Source organism: Thermodesulfatator atlanticus DSM 21156, from assembly GCF_000421585.1.
Classification (GTDB): domain Bacteria; phylum Desulfobacterota; class Thermodesulfobacteria; order Thermodesulfobacteriales; family Thermodesulfatatoraceae; genus Thermodesulfatator; species Thermodesulfatator atlanticus.
Map to the genome: position 1 here is coordinate 1 of NZ_ATXH01000020.1, position 21264 is coordinate 21264.

A 21264-nucleotide genomic window follows, 5' to 3' on the forward strand; every position below is an offset into this window, starting at 1 on the left:
AGACGGGTTCTTATCGACGAATCTCGGAGTAGCAGAATTTACGAGCAAGGGTTATCGGGAGCGGCTAGGGATGTATCGAGAGTTTGTGTATGGGAAGGGAGGAATTGGGGACAGGCACGAATTAAAAGAAGCGGAGGTTTTTAGGCGGAGGATTATATATTTTTCAGAGGGCTTGGTAATAGGCACGGAGAAGTTTGTAAAAGAGGCGCTTGCCGCGCTAAGGGAGAAGCTTGGGCTTAAGCGCAGGCGGCGCAAAGTTTCTCTTTTAAATTCTTGTGTCCCTTTAAATACTTGCTAATTTAGTCAAACTATGACGAAACTTACCTTTAAAAGGGTAATCTTTTTTATCAAAGAAAGGCTTAAAGCATCTGGAGGATACGGGGGCACCAAACACCTCCCTGCTACGGTAGAAGATACTTTCCATGCTATCCATAGCCTATTTCTCTTACGAACTCTTTCACGTCTTGATGATGAAATCTTAAGTATTTCAGACAAAAAATTTGTAAAACATAAATGGCAAGAAAGAAGCCTTAACTTTAAAAGTGCTTATCAAATTTTAACAATGCTTTCCTGGACAAATATTTTACCCTCAGTCGATGAAATCTCCTCATTTTTAGAAGAAAAATCATACCACTTACACTCACTAGAAAATCTTTTTTATTGTAGTCTCATCTGTAAAAGCTTTGGCCTTGAGTTTCCTTTTAACAAAAGCCCATCTCTTTCTACTGATCCCGCCATCAAGGAGTTATTTTTCTGGTCAACCCTAAAAAAGTTTTTAGGCCACTCAATGGATCCAAGTTGGCTAAGCTGGCTAGAACTTTGCCAAAATTATGATGGAGGATTCGGTTTTAAGCCTGGCACAACTTCTTTTATAGACACTACTCACTATGCCTTAGAGACTTTTTCCCTTTTTGGACGTTTTCCCTTTAAAACCGATAGCGTTACAAACTTCCTCGCCGCTTGCCAAAAACCAGAAGGCGGTTTTTCGCGACGGCCAGGAGCCGCAGCCTTTCTAGACGCCACCTGGCATGCAGTTTCTTCCTGCTACATATTGGCTACTAAAAAGCCTGCTCTAACTCAAATTAACTTTTGAAATATTTCTCAGGCCCATTACATTAAAAACCATGAAAATTTTGGCCATAGAAACCTCCTGCGATGAAACAGCTGTAGCCATTTTAGAAGATGGCCGCAAGATTCTTGCAAACCTTGTAGCCTCACAGGAAGAGCTTCATAGACGCTACGGAGGAATTGTCCCCGAGCTTGCTTCGCGCAAACACATGGAAGTAATCCTCCCCCTGGCGCAGGAAGCCCTTAAAAAGGCAAACGTTACTCTCAAAGAGATAGATGCTATCTCCGTAACCAATGGCCCAGGACTCATTGGCTCCCTGGTCATAGGGGTCTCTTTTGCCAAGTCCATTTCTTTTGCCCAAGGGATCCCCTTAGTTGCTGTTGATCACATAAACGCGCATTTTCTTGCTGTGTTTTTAGAAGAAAAAACCCCTGATTTCCCTTTTGTGGCCTTGGTGGTCTCTGGAGGGCATACTGCACTTTTTTTGGTAAAAGACTATCTTGAATATTTCCTGCTCGGGCAGACGAGAGATGACGCTTGCGGCGAAGCCTTTGACAAAGTTGCCAAGCTCCTTGGCCTGGGATACCCGGGAGGGCGTATCATTAGCCGCCTGGCAGAACAGGGGAACCCTAAACTGATCCCCCTTCCCCGCCCTATGCTTGACAAAAATAACTTTGATTTTAGTTTCTCAGGCCTTAAAACCGCCGTAGCAAACTATGTAAATGACCTAAAGCGTAAAGGGCTCCCTATCCCTATCCATGATCTTTGCGCAGCATTTGAAGAAGCCGTGGTAGAAGTCCTGGTGACTAAAGCGCTTTCTGCCCTTTCGGCCACAGGCTGCCAAAATCTCGTGGTAGCAGGTGGTGTTGCGGCCAACAAACGCCTACGTGCTGCCCTTCAAAAGCTCGCCCAAGAAAGAGACTTCCGCGTTTTTATTCCGCGGCCTGAATTTTGCACCGATAACGCTGCCATGATAGGAGTTTGTGGCTATCACAAATTCTTACGAGGCGAGTTTGCTGACCTTGAACTTGATGTCTATGCCAGAAGCCAATTCAAACGCCTTAGCTAAAATCCCCACACCACGCACCCTGCTTAAACGCTACGGTATTTTTGCACGCAAAAGCCTTGGCCAAAACTTTTTGGCAGATATAAACATTGCGCGAAAAATAGTCGAGCTCTCAGGGGTTTCTCCCCAAGAAACCGTAATCGAGCTTGGTGTTGGCCTTGGTACCCTTACTTGCGCACTGGCAGAAAAGGTCTCGCGGGTAATTGGTTTTGAAATAGATAAAAATCTCATTAACATCCTTGAGAAAGAAAATTTTTTGCCCGAAAACGTCGAAATTCGCCAAGGAAATATTTTAAAACTTGATTATCAAAGACTCTTCGAAGAAATAGCAAAACCCTTAATCCTTTTTGGAAACCTTCCGTACTATCTCTCAAGCAGGCTCCTTTGGCGTCTTGTTGAACAACGCAAGATAATAAACTTTTGCACTTTTATGTTCCAGAAAGAAGTAGCTGAAAGGCTTTCTGCTATGCCAGGAAGCAAAAATTACGGCCCTTTGAGCGTGCTCCTTGCTTTAACTGCCAGGGTCGAAAAACTAATGCAACTTTCCCCTGGCTGTTTTTATCCATCCCCTGAAGTCCATTCTACGGTAGTAAAAATAACCTTTTTAAACAAAGCCCTTCCAAATGAAAAAGTCCTTGTCGCTTTGCTTAAAGCTGCTTTTAGCAAAAGGCGCAAAAAGATCGCTGCAAATTTAAAACCCCTTGGGCTAACTAAAGACCAGGCTAAGCAATTACTACTCAGCCAGGGCCTTTCTCCTGATTTAAGGGCAGAACAAATCCCCCCTGAAAAATATCTTGCCCTGGCTTGTGCTCTAGAGGCTAAAGCCTCATAAACCGGTCAAGCAGCTTGAAAAGCATCTCATGACAAAGTTCATAGAGCTCGGGCTGACCTTTAATAGCTTCAGGGTCCTGCACATAAGGCCCTGGGACAATATCATCCGCACTGTTTTCAATAAGACCGGCTACCAGATCAGGGGTCACTTCTAGATGAAATTGAAGGGCAAGAATGCGATCTTTGTAAAGAAAAGCCTGGTTTTCACAGGCCTCAGAATAGGCAATGTGAGTGGCTTCTTGCGGCAAGGAAAAGGTTTCTCCATGCCAGTGAAAAACGTTAAAAGGGCTTGGCCAGTCTCTAAAAAGACGATGGGCCTTCCCTGCCTCGGTAAGCTCAATGGGAAACCAGCCAATTTCTTTGTAGCGGTTCGGGTAAACTTCTGCGCCTAGGGCTTCGGCAATAAGCTGGGCCCCAAGGCATATCCCCATAATCTTAATTCTTTCTTCATCCTCCCCCAGGATATTTTTAAGAAAGGTCTTTTCTTCGGAAAGCCAGGGGAATTGATCCTCATCGTGGACACTCATAGGGCCACCCATGAGCACCAAAAAGTCAAAATCAAGGGCAGAAGGAAACGGCTCATCTAAAAAAACTCGCGTGTGGGTAACCTCATAACTTCTGCTTTTTGCCCAATCAAGGATTACTCCCGGAGTTTCAAAGGGAACATGCTGAATGTAGTGAAGGCGACGTTTCATATTCTCTCCTTTAAAACTTTATGGTAGTTACTTTTGGTGCCATAGCTTGCAAGGCATAGCGGCTGGCCAAATCTTTACGCTGCAAATAGGCCTCGCGCACGATTTTCATATCTTCTACAAAGTGCGGCAATTCTTCTAAGGTTAAGGCCTGAGGACCATCACAAAGGGCCTTTTCTGGCCTTGGGTGAAACTCCACCAAAAGCATATTGGCCCCGGCAATTACCCCCTGGGCTGCAGCATGAAAGATCTCCTGAATCCCGTCAGGCCCGGCGTGGCGTCTCCCTACTGAATGGGTAGGGTCAACACAAACGGGAAGCCTGGTCTGGCTTTTTATCACCGGCACATGGGCAAAATCAACAAGATTGCGGTGGGGCTCACCAAGGTTAGTTTTTACCCCGCGCAGGCAAAAGATAATGTTGCGGTTTCCTTCGCTGGCAATGTACTCACAGGCATTTAAGCTTTCTTCAATGGTGATGCCCATGCCTCTTTTGTAAAGCACCGGGAATTCATTCTGGCTACCAACCGCCTTAAGCAGTTCGAAGTTCTGCGCGTTGCGGGTGCCAATCTGAAGCATAATACCCGTGGGGCGCCCAGCTCTTTCCCATTCTTCAAAGATTTCGTCGATATGTGATTCCTTACACACTTCCATGGCAATACAACGAATGCCGTATTTGCCAGCAAGCTCTAAAAGCCAAGGAAGACACTTTCGCCCGTGCCCCTGGAAAGAATACGGATTGGTGCGCGGTTTATAGACTCCCATTCGGGCGGTTTCTAAGCCCACCTCTCGCATAGCAGCAAACATCATTTCAACGTGCTCAGGGGTATCCACCGCACAAAGCCCGGCAAAGATATGAAAGGTGTCTTGACTGAAATAAAGCCCGTTATAAGTAAAACCTAGACCTTCTTGGTCTTCGGTATGACGTCCGATAAGACGATATTTTTTAGATACCCTAACAACCCTTTCAACCCCGGGCAAAGAAGCTATCTCTTCATCCGGGATCCGGGAGGTATCGCCAATTACGTAAATTTCGATAACTTTACGCTCAAGGCCTGTTATCCCTGAAATCCGGGTGGTGATGCCTTGATAGTAATGCAAAGTCTCAAGAATTCTTTGAACTTCTGGGCCAGATGGGTCTATATCTGGCTTAAGAATAACTATCATTTTCCCCTCTCCCTAAGTTTAGATTTATAATTGAAAACTACAACTAAAAGTTGTTCCGTCAAGAAGTGGCTAAGGGCAATATTTTTTGTCTGATATAAGCCGTCATCGCAAGCGACGTAGTCGCTCGCTTTTTATTCGCTTCGCTCAGGACTTCGGCAGAGAGATTTCTTTATTCAGCAGCATTTGCTGAGGCAAAGCCAGCAAGAAGACGCGATTTTAAAACCCAAAATACCGGTCCTAAAATCGCAAGGACCATAACCTGGATCCCATGATAAAGAACCGCAATACTTAAAGCTTGGGGCTTGGCATAACCAAAATGGGTAAGAACCATTACGATCGCCGCATGAGCAATACCAATCCCTGCAGGAGGAGTAGGTAAAACAAGGGCTACATTAAGGCCAAGGATTGTCAAAAGAGCCGTAGCAAAACCCAAACTCAATCCCAAGGCCTTAGCTGTCAGAATCAACATTTCTATTTGTAAGAACCAAGAAAACAAAGTCAATAAATAGGCTTTAAAAAAGATGATTTTATCTTTGAAGCCGTGAGTTCCAAGGCTCAAAGCCATTAGGGCCTTCGAAACCCTCCCGCGAGCATAAGCCAAATCTTTTTGGGTGAACTTCCTTGAGAAAAAAAGAATAAAAACAAAAATCCCTGAAACCACAAAAAGCAGTAGTAAAGCGCCGTCTCTTAAAAATCGGGGAAGAGATGGAATAAGAGGGATAACAAAACTCATGAGCCCAATGGCATCTATCAATTTGTCGCTTGCCACGGTAGAAACTCCCGCGGCCCAGGGAACTCCGCGTTTTGCAAGATAAAGCCCTCTTCCTACGTCACCTGCCCGAGCGGGCAAAATGCTGTTGCCAAAAAAACCCAAAATAGTAAGGCAAAGGGTCTCCCCAAAAGATAGCGAAGAAAGGGGCCTTACGAAAAGACGCCAGCGCTCGGCCTTAAGCAACAGAACCAAAATATTTAAAAGTGCCACTCCTAAAAGCCAATGGGGGCTTGCCTGAATTAGGGTTTGCCAAAAAGACTTAAGGTCTATCTTCCAGAAAAGATAGGCAAAACACCCTAAGGCTAATCCCCATGAAAGAATATATTGCAAAATGTTATTGGAGACCTTTGCAAAATACCTTTTCTTAAGGCCCGTTCGAGGATCCATTCCCATTTTTCGGGAAGAAAAATAGGAACGGATCCTTGCAATTGTGCTTGCAACTCTGATCCCGACAATTTTGCAAAGGTCTTTATTGAATCTTTTGCCCACTCTTTGTCTCTTCCCAGAGCTCACTTATCGTAACAGCCTTGATACCTTGCGTTGATAAAGAAGCTAAAAAAACATCCAGGGCTTTAAGCATTGCCGTTTGAGGGCGGTGTCTTTCTGCCACGCTGTCATGAAGAAGCACGATATCGCCAGGACGCACGCTTTTCCTGAGCCGCTCAAAAATTTCTTTTGCGGTTACGTTTTCATCGGTATCCCAAACCCCTATAGTCCAACCAGCGACTTTTAGACCGAGTTTTTTAAGGATTAAGTATTGATCAAACCGCAAAAAACCATGGGGGGGACGGTACCACAAAACCATTTCCCCAAGAAGATCTTCTAATTGCTTGCGTCCTTTTTCAATATTTTTCCTGAATTGTCTCTGGCCCATTAAATGCACCTTACGATGGTTGAGTCCGTGAAGACCAATCTCATGGCCAGAAGCTTTTATGAACTTTAAAATTTGCGGATATCTGCGTGCTTGTTCTACTAATTGAAAAAATGTAGCGCGTGCTTGGTAGCGCTCAAGAAGCTCAACAAGATGCGGCGTGATAAAAGGGTCTGGGCCGTCGTCAAAGCTCAGGGCTAGGCTTCGCTGACTTTTCCCGCGCCAAAATGGCTTAGCAAAAAGATTTATCTGAGGGCAAAAGGTATCTATTAAAAAAAGCGTGTTTGGCGCCAAAACAGCTAGGATCTTGCGCCAGGGTGTTTTAGTAATTCCCAAAAAAAGGCCTCCGGCAAGAAAAGCGCCTAATTTGATCTTTTTTTTCTCACGGGAAGGGATAGCTGACCAAATACGCCAGTAAACGTTTTCTAGTTCCAAAATATAACCCTAAGCAAGGATTTGGTAATAGTTATCAAGCACCTTGGCGGCAACTCTCGGCCAGGAAAACTCTTCTGCCCTTAGGCGTGCAGCCCGGCCCATCCCCTCTCGGGCCTCAGGGTTCTTAATCAGGTATTCAAGGGCGCGAACGTAACCAGACACACCTTCTTCCTCAGGCACCATAAGGCCGTGCTTGCCATTTTCCATCACAAAACGAAAACCTTCTATGTCAGTGGTTACTACTGGTACGCCTGAAGCCATAGCTTCAAGAAGGGTTATGCCAAAGCTTCCTTTTTTTGCAGGAAAACACAAAACATGCGCTGCCCTAAAATAAGCAGGGCGCTCTTCATCTACACGGCCGACAAAAATAATTCTCTCCTTAAGCCACTCAGGAACCATTTTGCGATAGGCAGGCTCAAGGGGCCCATAACCAATTATAATGAGGCGAAGCCTCGGATACTTGGCCGCAAGGATCTCGAAAGCTTCAATCAAAATATCAAGACCATTCCGGGGATCAAAGCGGCCTACGTACAAAATATTAAAAAAGCCATCAGCAAAAGAAGGAATTGGGTCTTGCTTTGGATTATACCAATCCACGTCAATTCCGTTGGGAATAACTACAAAGGGAAACTCAGGGAAATAGCGCTCAAGAGACCTCACACATACCGGAGAAACCGCAATGCGCAAAGCAAGGGCCTCCATATATGGCATAAGTTTAGAGGAAAAAAGAGACATCCAAATGTTTTCGTTAAAATGCGTATGAAAAGTCCCAACCACCGGACAAGGGGCATAGCGAATACTCAACAAAGGAAGAGTGGGAGTCAAAGGAGAGTGAACATGAACAATATCAAAGTTTCCTGTGGTAAGAGTCTTTTCCAAATCTTCATTCAAACGCCGCCCGATGCTTACACAGGCATAAGAATCATTCGAATAAATGGGCACTGACTGTCCAATCTTAATGATATTTTTGGCAATTTCGCCAACATCTCGGCCAAAAGGCCCTGCTTCGGGTGTTATTATTTTGACCTCATGTCCCTGTGCTAATAGTTCTTGCGCAAAGTGGTGGACGTGTTCGGTTATGCCACCCAGGTTTGGGTAGTAGTATTCGGTAACAATAGCTATGCGCAACTTATCTCCTGGTTTTCGTTTACGTAAGCGTTGCTTAGGCCTTATGGAAAGAGGCCTATTTTTCAAAAATATCCCCATTAAAACTAGCCCTTTTAACAGGGCCCCGGTTTTTGAACGCCATATATTGAGTTTTTGTTGGACATTTGGCTGCATGGCTCTCTCCTTTTATTGTGTCAGATTTAATATAAGTTTGTGAAATTTTTTTGACCAGGGAAAAAATGAAAAAAAATTTCCAAGGTCCTTTGTAAAAAGGCCGAGATCAGTCTAGCAAGCCAACCACAAGGGATCCGTTCCTATTTTTCGTGCCAAAAAATGGGAACGGATCCTTTAAGTGACAAATTAAAAAACGGCTAATAATATGAGGCCATGTTCATAGAAAAAAAGACCATTATAGAGCTTATTGAAGGCAAAGTAGATGTATTTTCCGCCTTATTTGAGGCCAAAAAACTCAAAGAAAAGTATTTTGGAAACCAGGTCGAAACCTGCGCTATTGTAAACGCCAAAAGTGGGCGCTGCCCTTCAGACTGCAAGTTTTGTGCCCAGGCAAAAGACTATCGCACAGGCGCACCGGAATATCCTTTACTATCTGAAAAAGAACTTCTTAGCGCCATAGAAAACGCCGCTTACTCAGGGATTGACCGCTTTAGCCTGGTAACAAGCGGCATAAAACCCTCTCCCAAAGATTTAAAAAAGATTTTGGCGGTGATTGAAAAGGCGCGCGAAAAATTCCCCAAGCTCAAACTCTGTGCATCCTTAGGACAACTTGGAATAGATGAGCTTAAAGCCTTAAAAGAAGCCGGACTTTCCCGTTACCATCACAACCTTGAAACCGCAGAAAGTTTTTATCCTGAAATTTGCACTAAACAGGATTGGAGGGAAAGACTTCGCACCGCAGCCAGGGTCAAGGAAATCGGGCTTTCCCTTTGCTGCGGCGGGATCTTTGGCTTAGGAGAAAAAGCCACCCAGGTAATTGAATTTGCCGAAACTTTGAAAAAACTTGCTCCAGATTCGATCCCGGTTAATTTTTTACACCCTATTTGTGGCACTCCTCTTGAAAAGGCATCATTTCTTACCCCGCAAAAGGCCCTGGCCGTCCTCGTAGTGCTTAGATTTTTTCTGCCTGACAAGGAAATTCGTGTGTGTGGCGGAAGAGAATATAATCTTAGGGATCTTCAAGCCCTCTGTCTTTTCCCGGCCAATGCCCTGATGGTTGGCAATTATTTGACTACCCACGGGAGGAATCTAGAAACAGACAAGATTATGATTGAAGACTTAGGTTACCGCAGCAATTTAAGATAAAAGGCGGCCTAAGCCGCCTTTTATTCTTCCTTGGCCTTTTTGGCTTTCTTCTTTTTCCTGGTTTTTTTGGCCTTTTCAGGTTCTTCTTCTTGAGACGCCTCTTCTACTTCGGGGTCCCCTGGAAGAACTTCTGCATATTCTTTCTTAAAAAAGATGATACGTTGGCAAATAGGGCATTCGTAAATTTTGTCATCGCGTTGAAGCTCGTTGTAGAGCTGCGGCGGTATGTTCATGTGACAGCCATCGCAAACCGCATTCATAACAGGCACTACTGCGAGCCCGTGTCTTCGCGATTTGATAAATTCGTAGCGCTTAAGCAAATTGGTCGGAATCTTGTTAGCAATGCTTTCACGCTCTTTCCAGATGCCGTCTCTTTCTTTGTCAAGTTCAGCACACTTGGCGTCGTATTTCGCCCTTTCCTCTTCGACTTTTTTCTCAAGATCGCCGATTTCTTTTTTAACTTCCTCTTTTTTCTTAGAGAGTTCTTCAACGCGTTCCATCATGTGAATGAGTTCTTCTTCTCGCTTTTTGTTGGCCTTTTTAATTTCTTCTATCTCTTTTAAAAGGGCCTGATACTCCCGCTGGGCCTTGACTTCCATAAGCCTCGTCTGACTTTTTTTAAGACGCTGATACTCCTGCTCGAGCTCTTCTTCAAATTTCCGACGCTGAAATTGCAACTCTTCAATCTCATTCTCTAGGGCTTGAAGTTCTTTTTTCTTTTGAGCTAAAGCTTCTTCTGCGGCCTTAAGAGACTCTGGAAATTCTTCCTTGGCCTTATCAAGTGATAAAATTTTAAGGTCAATCTCTTGAAGCTTGATTAGATTTACAATTTCCTCCCGCACTATTTACCTCCTCTTCATTAAAATACCGGTAAAAAGGGTGATTTTTCTTTTAAAACAAAAACTTCAAGGTCTAAATCCCTTGCAGCAGCCCATGACTTTATAAACTCTGCCATTTGGGGCACGATAAAGATTTCAGACTCAAAATGCCCACAGGAAATAAGGCTAAGGCCCAAGGTTTCTGCCTCGCGCGCCTGATGGTACTTGACTTCCGCCGTAATATAAACCTCTGCACCACGGTCATAAGCCCTTTTAAAAAGTTCGCCTCCTGCCCCTGCACAAAGGGCTACTTTTCTTACGAGTTTTTGGGGATCTCCCACCATAAAAACAGCCTTTGATTGCAAAACCTCTGAAACTTTAAGGGCAAGCTCTCGCAAAGTAATTTCCAGAGGCAGCAGGCCCACCCTTCCCAGACCAACCTTGGCATCTCTGGTCTCTAAAGGCAAAACATCAAAGGGCACTTCTTCGTAGGGATGAATTTCTTTAATTTTCGAAATAATCTTTGGGAGTTGATAGCCAGGGACCAGAAATTCAAGCTTGGTTTCAGGGACTACGTTTAGTTTTCCGCTCTCACCCACAAAAGGTTTAGCATCTTCTTCAGGGAAAAAACTCCCTTTACCTTCCACCGCAAAAGAGCAAGCATAGTATTTGCCCCGAAAAGAAGTCTTTTCTTCGAGTAAAATTTGCCTGATCTTTTCTTCATAACCCTTGGGGACATAAAGAGAAACAAGATACTTGGCGGCACCTTTGCTTGGAAGTATGGCACGCTCGACTTTTAGGTGAAGAAGCTTTGCCAAAATGTCGCTTACGCCTTCCTGCGCAGCATCGAGGTTAGTGTGAAGAGAAATAAGGGAAATATTTTTTTCACAAAGTGTTTTTATAGCACTTCCTGGCCAGCTATCCCAGCAAATATTTTTGATACTTTTAAACAAGAAAGGATGGTGGGTAACAAGGCAATCTAAGCCGTAAGAAATCGCCTGAGAGAGGGTCTGTGGGGTAAGATCAAGGGCAAAACCGAGCTTTTTGACTTTTGCTTTTAAAGAACCGAGCTGAAGACCAACGTTATCCCAATCTTCAGCCAGCGTGTTTGGTGTCCATTCTTCAAAAGCTCTGGTTATCTCTTCAACTGTAGTTGCCATTTTTTGAGCAAAAATAAAAGGTGCATTAGGTAATGCACCTTAAAAATTGGTGGGCCCACCTGGACTCGAACCAGGGACCTACCGGTTATGAGCCGGTGGCTCTAACCAGCTGAGCTATGGGCCCACAAAACCAATTTTCATCCTAAAATGTATCCTTATCCATCTATTTGTCAACTGAGAGTATCTATTTACCCTTACTTTAATCGGAAACTTAAGAACGAACCCATAAAAATATTAACGGGCGGCTTAAGCCGCCCGCTTAAATGAAATAAAGACAACTCTAACGAAAATGTAAGACCGTAGGATTTAAGGATTTTTAATGAAAGCACGCAATTTACGGCTTCTGCTCGGATGTCTAAGTTTACGCAAAGCCTTAGCCTCTATCTGGCGAATCCTTTCACGCGTTACCCTAAATTCTCTACCAACTTCCTCTAGGGTGTGTTCCCCACGTTCGCCAATACCAAACCGCATACGAAGGACTTTCTCTTCCCTGGGCGTAAGGGTGGAGAGCACACGCCTTGTTTGCTCAATAAGGCTTAAAGAAATGGCGACCTGATCAGGGGCAGGCACGCGCTGGTCTTCGATAAAATCACCTAAATGGGAATCCTCGTCCTCTCCAATAGGCGTTTCAAGTGAAATGGGCTCTTTGGCAATCTTCAGGATTTTGCGAACTTTTTCTACAGGAAGTTCCATGCGCTCGGCTATCTCTTCGGGGGTTGGTTCCTGGCCGGTTTCCTGATAAATCTGAAGCGATACCCGCACAAGCTTGTTAATGGTTTCAATCATGTGCACCGGAATTCTTATAGTACGAGCCTGATCAGCAATGGCCCTGGTAATAGCCTGTCTTATCCACCAGGTGGCATAGGTGCTGAACTTATACCCCCTGCGATAGTCGAATTTTTCAACCGCTTTCATCAGCCCGATATTGCCCTCTTGGATAAGGTCAAGAAATTGAAGGCCTCGGCCGGTATATTTTTTGGCAATGGAAACTACCAGACGAAGATTGGCCTTTACCAGTTCGTCTTTGGCCTCTCTTGCCTTTTTCAAAGACTTCTCAACATCAGCAGCCACTTTCTCAAGAGTCTTGATTGGGAGCCCTGCCTCTTCTTCGGCTTCTTTCATAGCTTTTTTGGCAAGAAGATAACGCGCACGCAAATTGAGAAACCGGTCCATGTCAAGGCCTAGCTTGGCTGCGGCATTTTCTATCTCAGAAAAATTACCATTAGTGCGTTGGAAATAAGCCACCAGACGCGCAAGCGAATGCCCTGAGTCCTTCTCACAGGCCTTGAGTTCTTTCTGGGCCTTTCTGATCTTTTCGTAACTTTTAAGAATTGGCGCGGTAATTCTTTCGATACAGCGTTTGTCAAGTCGCACCTGGCAAAGACGCGCAATTATTTCTTCCCTGAGCTTACGCGCCCGCTGACGCATTCTGACCCTTGCCTGTTTGCTTTCAGTAGTAGTAAGAGCTTCTTCCAGGCTAAGGAGGTCCCGAGCTACACATCTGACTTCAAGGAGCAAACCACGAAGCCCCTGGCTTCTTTGCTCAACATCAGCTTCGTTATCTGTAAAACAATCATCAAGATCTCGAACTATTTCTCGCGCCTTAAGTTTTCCTGCAAAAAACTCCTCACAAATGTTAAAAATCTCCTGCACCACCCCCCTCGCTTTAATGGCAGCTTTTAACGCATCCTGCTCCCCTTGTTCAATTATCATGGCCACCTGCACTTCTTCCTCTCTGGAGAGAAGACGAGCTCGGCCCATTTCTCTGAGATAGAGTTTTACGGGATCAGAACGTGACACGTCTTTGATCACTTCTTCAGTGATCTCTTCAACAGGTTCTTCTTCCACCTTGCTTATTTCAAGGCTTTCCAGTAAATCAGCAACTTCTTCCAGCTGAGTCAGAGGCTTCATGATGGCCTCTTTTTTGGTTTGCCCCCCTCCTAACCCGTTTAAATCCACCAAGTTTCTGGTGAGGTCTGCCATAAACCCCCTCCCTTTTGATTTTTAATGACAAACACGACATAGCTCCTGGTACTCCCTTAAGAGACGAAGGGCCTCTTCTTCCTGCCCCGCGGCCTCCGCCTCTTTGATGGCCTTTTTTATCTCAGAAAGCCTTTTTTTATTTTTCCTGCGTGCAAGCCAGGCCTTGATCTCACAAACTACACGCTCTGGAGGAATGTCCTCAAAAGGAGGTGGTGAAAGAAGAATCTCGCTTAAAAGCCCCTGAAGCTCAAGGTCATCAAGGGTGATGTCCACGTAAGTCTTGTCTTCGATTTCAGCAAGAATCTCTAGCAAACGCCTATATCGTTCGTCCTGAATCGCTTCTGAAATACCTTCTGACATTAGCTCTCCCACGTATTTGGGAAAATGGACCAGAAATTCGATGACTACCCGCTCAGAATATTTCTTTCCAAGAGAATTTTTCACATGAGGACAAATCGCTTTGGTAGATAAAGAACTGCGCAAGGACGTTTCAGAAACCCCAATGCGTTCTGCCACCTTGGCAAGACAGAGCTCATAAAGCACTGGATCAGAAATAGCCTCAAGTGCCGGCTTAATCTCTTTGAAAAGGGAAAGCCTACCCTGAGGAGTCTTGGGAAAACGCGGGGAAAGGACCTCCACCATGAAATCGAAAATCTCTTTGGCTTTTTCGGTAAGGGCACGAAAAGCCACTTCTCCATAACGAAGCACAAAAGAATCCGGGTCCTCTCCAGAAGGAAGCACAATCACCTTGGGGAACAAGCCTTCATTCAAAAAGATAGGAGCCGCCCGCAGCGCAGCCTTAATTCCTGCTTCATCTGCGTCAAAAACTAGATACCAGTCTTTGGCAAGGGAACGCAAAAGTCTTGCATGATGAGGGGTAAGCGCGGTCCCAAGGGTAGCAACTGCCTCGCGCACGCCAGCCTCATAAAGAGAGAGTAAATCAAAATAGCCCTCCACCACAAAACCCATCTTTGCTTCGCGAATGTGAGCACGCGTCTGATAAAAACCATAAAGAATTGATCCCTTGTGATAAATGGGGGTCTCAGGGGTGTTTAAGTACTTAGGCTCGCCGGTATCTAAGATTCGGCCACCAAATCCTGCTACCCTGCCAGATTGGTCAAAGATGGGAAAGATGAGTCGGTCCCGAAAGCGGTCATAGTAGCTTCCGTCAGCGCGTTTAGCCAAAAGCCCGGCAGTTTCTGCCAAAGAAAGATCAACTCCCGCCATTTTTAGATGTGAGGCAAGACTATCGTAGGAAGCCGGGGCATAGCCCAAACCAAAGGCTTTGGCAACTTTCTGAGAAAGCCCTCTTTCTTTAAGGTAGTTTCGCACCCGCTCCCCTGCCCGGGAGGCCCAGAGCATGTTTTCAAAAAAGCGCCTGGCTTTTTCATTTATTTCAAAAAGCTTGGCCCGCTTGCCTTCATTCTCTTTTGATTCAAAAGAAATGGGGATATTAAAACGTGCGGCTAGCTCTTTGACAGCACTTACGAAATCAAGGTTGTGAAACTTCATGTAAAAAGCGATGACATCTCCGCCTACGCCACAACCAAAACAGTGAAAGATTTGGCGCTCCTCATTTACGGTGAAAGACGGTTTTTTATCCGCATGGAAAGGACAAAGCCCCAGGTAATTGCGGCCGCTGCGCTTAAGGGACACGTGTTCCCCGATGACTTCGACAATATTGGCTACTTCTTTTATTTGCCGAGCAGCCTCTTTAAGGCTCACACGGCCTCCTCTTTGGTAGCTAATTCTACGATGGTAACCGCCTCGCCCCCCTCAAAACTCTCCCCTGGCCTCATGCTGGCCACCTGGGCGTGGCCTTTTAAAAAAGAGCGCACCGCCCGCATAAGACGTCCGGTGCCAAGGCCATGGATTATTGTCAGACGGGTCTTTCCCTGTAAAAAGGCAGTATCAAGGGCTTTTTCGAGAAGGGGAAGAGCTTCATCAACAGTGAGACCAATGAGGTTAATGGCGTCCTGGGCTTCTGTTTCCGCAGCGACCTTATACGTGCTGCGCTTGGGCTGTTTCTCATCAGTTAGAACTATAAGCTCTTTTGGATGAACTTCCACCCTAAAAGGCCCTACCTGTACCTCACAAACGTTGTCTTTGACCCGCAAAAGGCGTCCTTCCTGCCCTACCCTCTTAAGCTTAACCCTTGCCCCTGGTGTAAGAGGAGCTTCTTTTTCAGTGTCATCTGGGATAATTTCTCGGGTCTTTTCTCTGATGAAGGATGAAAATTCTTCGCTTGCCTTTTTCTCTTTTACTTTGCGGGATTTAAGCTCTGCAAGAAAACGCTTGAAGTCTTCGGTTAGCTTTATAATTTTTTCCTCAAATTCTTTGGTTAAAGCAGCTTCTTTGGCAGCAAACTTTTCTTTTAGTTCTTTCTCTAAGGAGACAAGCCTTTCTTTTTCCCTTTGAAGTGCTGCTTTTTCCTTCTCAAGGGCCTTTTTCTCTCGGGAAAGTTCCTCAAGCTTTAAGCGCAGGTTTTCAAGTACTTCTTTAAAAGTTCGGTCTTCCCGGCTCAAATAAGAATGTGCCCGGTTTATCAGGTCTTCAGGCAAACCAAGTCTCTTTGCCAAGGTAAGCCCTTGAGAGAGCCCTGCCACCCCGTAGAGGAAACGATAAGTAGGCTTTCCGGTTTTTTCGTCAAAGCTAACGGCAAGGGGTAAAATCCAGTCTTTGGCAAAGGAAAAGGCCTTTAAGGCCTCGTAATGGGTGGTGGCGATGACCCTTGCCCCGCGTCTGTAAAGCTCTTCAAGCACCGCCATAGCAAGGGCTGCACCTTCTTCTGGAGCAGTGCCCCGACCTATTTCATCAAGTAGAAAAAGCCTGCGTGGGCCAGCCTCTGAAAGGGCTTCTTTTAGGTTTTTTACGTGTGCTGAAAAAGAACTTTCGTTAGCAGCAAGGTCCTGCTCATCGCCTATATCTACAAAAAGGCCTTCGAAAATCGGGATTTCGCTGGCAGAGGAAGCAGGGATGGGAATGAGACTTTGCGCCATCACCACCAAAAGCCCTACGGTTTTAAGGGCAACGGTTTTACCCCCCATGTTGGGCCCGCTGATAACCACCACGGGTTTTTCCGAAGGGAAGACAAAGTCATTGCGCACGACTTCCCTTCCAGCAAGCAAAAGAAGGGGATGTGCAGCCTCGCGCAAGACAAGGGCTCCGTCTTCTTTAAAAGCAGGCAAGTGGCCTTTTATGCGTTCTGCAAAAAGGGCCTTGGCAGAAAGGATGTCTATCTCGGCAAGTGTTTCTTCAAGCTGTATAAGCTCCGCGGTATTTTGGGCGATTTCTTCTGAGACTTCGCGCAAGATGCGTTCTATTTCGCGCTCTTCTTCACGTTTAAGGGCTTCTATTTCGTTGGTGATTTGGACAATTTCAAGGGGCTCAATAAAAACCGTAGCCCCACTTGCGGAAACATCGTGAAGGATTCCCGGCACTTTGGCCTTGGCTTCTGCCTTTACCGGAAAACAAAAACGCCCTCTGCGCTGAGTAACAAGTTCCTCTTGTAAGAAGCCCGCCTTGGCAAATTTTTTGAGAAGCTCATCAAGGCGCTTGCGGAGCCTTTCCTCGGCTTTGACTTGAGCCTTTTTAAGGGAAAAAAGCCTAGGGCTTGCGTCAGGCCTTAAGCCTTTTTCGTCAAAAAAGGTGTCGAGAAAACGCCTAAGGTGAGTGATTCTAGGAAGCCTTGCGCGCAGGTCTTCCAAAGGAGAGAGCTTTTTCTGGGATAAATAAGACGAAAGATCTTTGGCCGTGTAAAGATAACGCCTTACAAGCTGGGCCTGAGAAATAGTAAGGAGCCCGCCCTTTTCCGCGCGACGCACCAGAGGCCCCAGCAAAGAAAGGGAAGGAATAGGAGGCCTTCCCTCTTCGGTGAAAAGTTCTACGAAGGCTTTTAGTTTTTGGGATTCTTTTTCTAGGAAAGAAATGTCGGTATGAGGAGTTAATTCTTTGATTTTCAACCTGCCAAGCTCTGTACGAGCTTCTTTGGCAAGGTATTCTTTAATTTTGCGGAACTCAAGTTTTTCGAGACTTTGTAATCTCATGCTTAAGGGTTAGAACAAAGAAAACCCGGCTCCTAGACAGAGCCGGGTTAACGGGTTAGTCACGCTGTTTCATGCGTTTTAGGCGCTTTAGCAGCCTTTTACGCGCAGCCATGAGTTTTTTCTTGCGACGGACACTGGGCTTTTCGTAGTACTCGCGTTTTTTGATTTCGGAAAGGATTCCTGCCTTCTCACACGCCTTCTTAAACCGCTTTAGCGCCTGTTCGAATGGTTCGTCTTCTCTAACGATTACTCCGGCCAAAAAAATTCCCTCCCTCCATATATGATGTCAAAAAAGCATAATAACATCCGAAAATTTCCTGTCAACAAAGAAATGTGGGCAAAATGAAGATTCATTCATTTTTATAAACCGACTTTTCAGATAGGATAAGCTTTTCGAGAAAATGGTATAGAGGTTCCGGAAATTTTTGAAGGCGCCCTTCTTTGTTTACCGGAACGTGAACCGTATATCCCGTGGCGTGTAGGACATCTTCCACCAAAAGTCGGTAATCAAAACGCACTTTATGGGGCTTTAGTTCGGTGAGTGCAGTCTCAATAAGGACAAGGTCATCGTAGCGCAGAGGTTTGCGATAACGCACGTGGGCTTCTACCACGGGAAGGATGAGATTTTCTTTTTCTTCGATCTCGCGGTAAGTAAGGCCCTTTGCGCGCAGGAGCTCAGTGCGGCCAATCTCAAAAAGGCGCAGGTAGTTGGCGTAATAGACCACACCGCCGCAATCGGTATCACCATAAATTACGCGATATTTTACCCTTGCCACCGCGCTCATCAGGGCTTAAACCTACAGCAAGATTTCAGAAACACAAGGAGCTTAAAGGGCAATGCCAAAGTTACCAAGAAAAAACCCCCGGGCTATGGCCCTTAAGGTGCTCATCCGCTGGGAGACTAAAAAACCCCTTCTTGACGAAGTGCTAAGCGAAGTGCTTGAAAAAAGCGTGCTCCCTGACCCAAGGGACCAGGGGTTGGTAAGTGAGCTTATAAACGGTGTGGTACGGCATCTTGCCTTCATCGATTACGTGCTTTCGCGGGTAAGCAAAAAACCACTTGAAAAAATGGACCCTGAAGTGCGGAACGCCTTACGCCTTGGGGCCTATCAGCTTCTTTTCACCCGCATTCCCGTACAAGCTGCCGTGGCAGAAACCGTAAAGATTGTCAAAAAGCGGCGGGGCCAATGGATCGTAAACTTTGTAAATGCGGTGTTGCGGGAGCTTGCCCGCCGCAAAAACGAAATAGAACTGCCTCCGCGTGAAATGGATCCTGTTGCTTACCTTGCTGTTAAATACTCTTATCCTCGCTGGCTTGTAGAACGCTGGCTTAAACTTTTTGGTGAAGAAGAGGCAGAGGCCCTTCTTAAGGCAGGAAACGAAAGGTCAACACTTGTGGTGCGGGCCAATACCCTGCGGGTCACCAGAGAACAACTGCTTCTTTATTTAAAGGCCGAGATACCCGAGGCCAAACCTACCCGCTTTAGCCCCGATGGCATTGAGCTAAAAGGGTTTCAGGGTCGCATCACCACGCTTAAGCCTTTTAAATTTGGCTGGCTTCAGGTCCAGGACGAAGCAAGCCAACTGGTAAGTTATCTTCTTTCTCCCATGCCCGGGGAAAGGATTCTAGACGCCTGCGCAGGGGTGGGGGGAAAGACCACCCATATCGCCCAGCTTATGCGCAATACCGGTCGCATATACGCCATGGATGTGCTTTCCTGGCGGCTTGAGCGCCTTAAAGAAAATGCCAAAAGGCTTGGAGTGACAAACATCGAAGTAATCACAGGAGACGCCACCAGGGCCATTGAAACCCTTGGGGGTAGTTTTTTTGACCGTATCTTGATAGACGCCCCTTGCACTGGCACAGGTGTTATCAGAAGGCACCCTGATATCAAATGGGCAAGGACCCCTGACGACCTGGTTAGTATCCCTGAAAAACAACTGAGCCTTTTAGAATCCCTTGCCCCACTTTTAAAAAAAGGAGGGGTAATGGTTTATGCCACCTGCAGCCTTGAGCCTGAAGAAAATGAAGAAGTAATCAAAAATTTTCTGGCAAAACACCAGGACTTTATCATTGAAAAAGCACAAGACGTGCTCCCCAAGGAGGCCAGGAGCCTTACTACCGAAGAAGGCTTTATGCGCACTTACCCTCATCGCCACGGGCTTGACGGCTTTTTCGCCGCCCGTTTACGTAAAAGAAGGATAAGCCGATGATACGTATTAAAATCTGCGGTATAACCAGACTTGAAGACGCCCTTTTGGCAGCTGAACTCGGAGCAAGCGCCATAGGTTTTATTTTCTACGAAAAAAGCCCTCGTTACCTTTTGCCTGAAGCAGCACGTGCTATCCGCTTAAAGCTTCCGCCCTTTGTAAGCACTGTAGGGGTCTTTGTAAACGAGAGCCAGGAAAAAATAAAAGAAATAAAAGATCTTGTTGGCCTTGATTATGTTCAACTCCACGGAGAAGAATCCCCGGAAGTTTGCGAAGAGTTTTTTCCCCACGTAATAAAGGCCATCAGAGTTAAAGACGAAAGCGACCTTTTGAAAATTCCACCTTACCAGGGAAAAGTTTCTGCTATTTTGCTTGATACCTATGTAAAGGGCCTTCCAGGGGGTACGGGAAAGGCATTTAACTGGGAACTAGCCAAAGAAGCCCAAAAATTTGGTCTGCCTATTATCCTGGCAGGAGGCCTAAACCCGGAAAACATAAGTCAGGCAAGAGAACAAGCCGCACCCTATGCCCTTGACGTAAGCTCTGGCATTGAAGCTTCCCCGGGGGTAAAAGACCACTTTCTTATGAAAGAACTTTTCCGCAAAATTTTTCGCTAAAAACTTAAGGCTTGCCTTTTTACTGGTTAGCAATAAATTCATAAGCGCAATCCTTAACGCTGCTTTACACCGGAAAAACATAATGGTAACCACGGGGATTGAAGAGATAAAACAAGCAGGCAACCAAATAAGGCTAAAAAGGTGAAAATATGGGCCGTAGTCATAAAAAAAATAAAGAAAAAAAACAAAAAAAAACTCAAAAGAACAATAATCGCAAAGAAAATAAGAAAAATTTTAGCGAACAACCCAAGAAAAAAGAAAAACCCGCTAAAAAGCCAGAAACACAAAGGCAAGGCTCCCCAGAAGTGGTAGAGCTTGTCTTTCGCGAAGGGTATTCCGGATTTCACGCCGTAGTTGAGGGAAAAGACCTAAAACCCGGAGACCTGGTAATCGTTGAATTCCCCGAGCAGACAGAGATAGCCCAGGTGGTCTCAGCACCGGTTTCTTTTCCGCTTTCGCGCGAAGCTTTAGAGGCCCTTCCCAAGGTAAAACGCCTTGCCACCCCGAAAGAAATAACCCGGCACCAGGAAAACCTTGAGTTTGAAGAAAAGGCCTGGAGCATTTGCGAACAACTTGCCCAGGAGCAAGGGCTTGAGATGAAGCTTGTGCGCGTGGAACGCCTTTTTGACAGGAGCAAAGTGATTTTTTACTACACCGCTGACGGCCGCATTGATTTTCGCCAACTGGTAAAAGACCTGGTACGAGCCTTACGAACTCGTATTGAAATGCGCCAGATAGGCGTGCGCCACGAAGCCGGCATGATAGGCGGCATTGGCTGCTGCGGGCGAGAAATCTGCTGCGCCACTTTCTTGCGCAAGTTTGATCCTGTTTCTATAAAAATTGCCAAAGAACAAAGCCTTCCCCTTGACCCGGTAAAAATCTCTGGCATTTGCGGAAGGCTTCTTTGCTGTCTTCTATTTGAACACAATGTTTACGCAGAACTTTCGGCAAGCCTTCCCAAGATTGGCAAAAAAGTATCTCTTTCAGAGATTCAGGGCCGCGTAGTGCGCTATAACATTTTTCGTGAGTCCGTAACCATTGAAACTGCTGAAGGCGAAGAAGTAGAAATTCCAGTAGAAGACTTTCGAAAGGAGCTTTAAA

Annotated in this window: 19 protein-coding genes, 1 tRNA gene and 1 pseudogene; 8 read left to right on the forward strand and 13 right to left on the reverse strand. The window is 45.7% G+C overall.

All coding sequences use genetic code 11. From position 1 onward, the window contains the following. From H528_RS0108410 to rsmA, 4 genes and pseudogenes are all read left to right on the forward strand, one after another. Window positions 1–298: pseudogene (locus H528_RS0108410) on the forward strand (hypothetical protein); the annotation flags it as partial. A gap of 12 nt (window positions 299–310) precedes the next feature. Continuing rightward, window positions 311–1093, forward strand: a complete 783-nt coding sequence (locus tag H528_RS0108415; protein ID WP_022853879.1) for a prenyltransferase/squalene oxidase repeat-containing protein — start codon at window positions 311–313, stop codon at window positions 1091–1093. Window positions 1094–1124: 31 nt separating this feature from the next. Then, window positions 1125–2138 carry a tRNA (adenosine(37)-N6)-threonylcarbamoyltransferase complex transferase subunit TsaD gene (gene tsaD / locus H528_RS13230; RefSeq protein ID WP_022853880.1) on the forward strand — a complete coding sequence of 338 codons (1014 nt, stop codon included), beginning with the start codon at window positions 1125–1127 and terminating at the stop codon, window positions 2136–2138. After that, on the forward strand, window positions 2107–2967 hold the full coding sequence (gene rsmA / locus H528_RS0108425) for a 16S rRNA (adenine(1518)-N(6)/adenine(1519)-N(6))-dimethyltransferase RsmA (RefSeq protein ID WP_022853881.1): 861 nt from the start codon (window positions 2107–2109) through the stop codon (window positions 2965–2967). The genes tsaD and rsmA overlap by 32 nt, the downstream gene beginning before the upstream one ends. On the opposite strand, the gene H528_RS0108430 is transcribed toward rsmA, so the two are convergent. From H528_RS0108430 to H528_RS0108450, 5 genes are all read right to left on the reverse strand, one after another. Continuing rightward, window positions 2954–3661, reverse strand: coding sequence for a type 1 glutamine amidotransferase (locus tag H528_RS0108430; RefSeq protein ID WP_022853882.1), 708 nt, complete (start codon window positions 3659–3661; stop codon window positions 2954–2956). The two genes, rsmA and H528_RS0108430, sit on opposite strands and share 14 nt — an antisense overlap. 10 nt (window positions 3662–3671) lie before the next feature. Then, on the reverse strand, window positions 3672–4823 hold the full coding sequence (locus tag H528_RS0108435; RefSeq protein WP_022853883.1) for a 3-deoxy-7-phosphoheptulonate synthase: 1152 nt from the start codon (window positions 4821–4823) through the stop codon (window positions 3672–3674). A 169-nt stretch (window positions 4824–4992) separates the two neighbouring features. After that, entirely contained in the window at window positions 4993–5925 is a 933-nt protein-coding gene (locus tag H528_RS0108440; RefSeq protein ID WP_218969829.1) for a lysylphosphatidylglycerol synthase transmembrane domain-containing protein, read from the reverse strand. 139 nt (window positions 5926–6064) lie between these two features. Further along, entirely contained in the window at window positions 6065–6901 is an 837-nt protein-coding gene (locus tag H528_RS0108445) for a polysaccharide deacetylase family protein (RefSeq protein ID WP_022853885.1), read from the reverse strand. Window positions 6902–6910: 9 nt separating this feature from the next. Beyond that, entirely contained in the window at window positions 6911–8182 is a 1272-nt protein-coding gene (locus H528_RS0108450) for a glycosyltransferase family 4 protein (RefSeq protein WP_022853886.1), read from the reverse strand. Window positions 8183–8395: 213 nt separating this feature from the next. Between H528_RS0108450 and bioB the strand changes: the two genes are divergently transcribed. Further along, complete coding sequence (gene bioB / locus H528_RS0108455) at window positions 8396–9328, forward strand: biotin synthase BioB (protein WP_022853887.1); 933 nt, start codon at window positions 8396–8398, stop codon at window positions 9326–9328. Between the two features lie 20 nt (window positions 9329–9348). On the opposite strand, the gene H528_RS13235 is transcribed toward bioB, so the two are convergent. From H528_RS13235 to H528_RS0108495, 8 genes are all read right to left on the reverse strand, one after another. Next, a complete protein-coding gene (locus H528_RS13235) occupies window positions 9349–10170 on the reverse strand; it encodes a zinc ribbon domain-containing protein (RefSeq protein WP_022853888.1) in 822 nt (273 codons plus the stop codon). 17 nt (window positions 10171–10187) lie between these two features. Next, a complete protein-coding gene (locus tag H528_RS13240) occupies window positions 10188–11306 on the reverse strand; it encodes a Nif3-like dinuclear metal center hexameric protein (RefSeq protein WP_022853889.1) in 1119 nt (372 codons plus the stop codon). 47 nt (window positions 11307–11353) lie between these two features. After that, window positions 11354–11430 (reverse strand) — tRNA-Ile (locus H528_RS0108470). 182 nt (window positions 11431–11612) lie between these two features. Further along, on the reverse strand, window positions 11613–13289 hold the full coding sequence (rpoD, locus tag H528_RS0108475) for an RNA polymerase sigma factor RpoD (RefSeq protein WP_022853890.1): 1677 nt from the start codon (window positions 13287–13289) through the stop codon (window positions 11613–11615). A gap of 21 nt (window positions 13290–13310) precedes the next feature. Continuing rightward, window positions 13311–15014, reverse strand: coding sequence for a DNA primase (dnaG, locus tag H528_RS13245; protein ID WP_022853891.1), 1704 nt, complete (start codon window positions 15012–15014; stop codon window positions 13311–13313). Next, on the reverse strand, window positions 15011–17335 hold the full coding sequence (locus H528_RS0108485; RefSeq protein WP_022853892.1) for an endonuclease MutS2: 2325 nt from the start codon (window positions 17333–17335) through the stop codon (window positions 15011–15013). The genes dnaG and H528_RS0108485 overlap by 4 nt, the downstream gene beginning before the upstream one ends. A gap of 55 nt (window positions 17336–17390) precedes the next feature. Next, a complete protein-coding gene (gene rpsU, locus H528_RS0108490) occupies window positions 17391–17594 on the reverse strand; it encodes a 30S ribosomal protein S21 (protein ID WP_022853893.1) in 204 nt (67 codons plus the stop codon). A gap of 91 nt (window positions 17595–17685) precedes the next feature. Further along, window positions 17686–18120, reverse strand: coding sequence for an acyl-CoA thioesterase (locus H528_RS0108495; protein ID WP_022853894.1), 435 nt, complete (start codon window positions 18118–18120; stop codon window positions 17686–17688). 52 nt (window positions 18121–18172) lie between these two features. On the opposite strand from H528_RS0108495, the gene rsmB reads away from it, so the two are divergent. The 3 genes from rsmB to H528_RS13250 all read left to right on the forward strand — a co-directional run bounded on the left by rsmB (window position 18173) and on the right by H528_RS13250 (window position 21263). Further along, complete coding sequence (gene rsmB / locus H528_RS0108500; RefSeq protein WP_022853895.1) at window positions 18173–19549, forward strand: 16S rRNA (cytosine(967)-C(5))-methyltransferase RsmB; 1377 nt, start codon at window positions 18173–18175, stop codon at window positions 19547–19549. Continuing rightward, complete coding sequence (locus H528_RS0108505; protein ID WP_022853896.1) at window positions 19546–20163, forward strand: phosphoribosylanthranilate isomerase; 618 nt, start codon at window positions 19546–19548, stop codon at window positions 20161–20163. The genes rsmB and H528_RS0108505 overlap by 4 nt, the downstream gene beginning before the upstream one ends. Before the next feature lie 149 nt (window positions 20164–20312). After that, window positions 20313–21263 (forward strand): PSP1 domain-containing protein, encoded by a 951-nt coding sequence (locus H528_RS13250; protein ID WP_022853897.1) that lies wholly within the window; start codon window positions 20313–20315, stop codon window positions 21261–21263. The last annotated feature ends 1 nt before the right edge of the window (window position 21264 follow it).